Genomic DNA, 632 nt, shown 5'->3' with positions numbered 1-632 from the left:
CCAGCGGGGGTCCGTAAGACGCGCGCCGCCCCTGGGGGGCCCCCCCCCCCCGCCGGCCCCGCCCCGCCCTCGTCGCGGCGTTACCGCATCCCGACCCTGAGGTCGTCGCCGACCTCGCGGCGGATCGCCTCGAAGACCTCCAGCCCGAAGCGGCAGCGGTTCTCCAGCGACCCGCCGTAGCGGTCGGTCCGCCGGTTGGTCGCCGGCGAGAGGAACTGGCCGATGAGGTGGCCGCCCGCCAGGGTCTCGACGCCGTCGAGTCCGCCGTCCCGGCAGCGCCGCACCGCCGCAGCGTAGGCCTTCACGACGCGCCGGATGTCGTGCTCGTCCATCTCCTTCGGGAAGGAGCGGTGCAGCGTCTCGCGGATCGCCGAGGGGCCGATGGTCGGCAGCCACTGGTCGCCGTAGGGTTCGCCGCGGCGGCCGAGATGGGTGATCTGCACCATCAGCGCCGCGCCCTCCTCGTGCATGCGCGCCGAGAATTGCTGCAGCCAGGGGATGATCTCGTCGGTGCCGACGTTGAGCTGGCGGAAGATGTTGGGGCTGTCCGGCGCCACGTTCGAGGAGCCGCCGAACATGCTGAGGCCGATCCCGCCCTTCGCCTTCTCGAGGTGGTAGAGCTGGTAGCGCTC

The 632-nt window shown here is 72.6% G+C and carries 1 pseudogene; it reads right to left on the bottom strand.

The annotated features are described in order from the left end of the window. Positions 1–83 precede the first annotated feature (83 nt). Positions 84–632 (bottom strand): annotated as a pseudogene (locus tag VQ03_RS30395) (oxidoreductase); the annotation flags it as partial.

The sequence above is a fragment of the Methylobacterium tarhaniae genome (assembly GCF_001043955.1).
GTDB classification, from domain to species: Bacteria; Pseudomonadota; Alphaproteobacteria; order Rhizobiales; family Beijerinckiaceae; genus Methylobacterium; species Methylobacterium tarhaniae.
The sequence above is the reverse complement of the archived record's forward strand: the minus strand, read 5'-3'. Positions and strand labels throughout refer to the sequence as shown.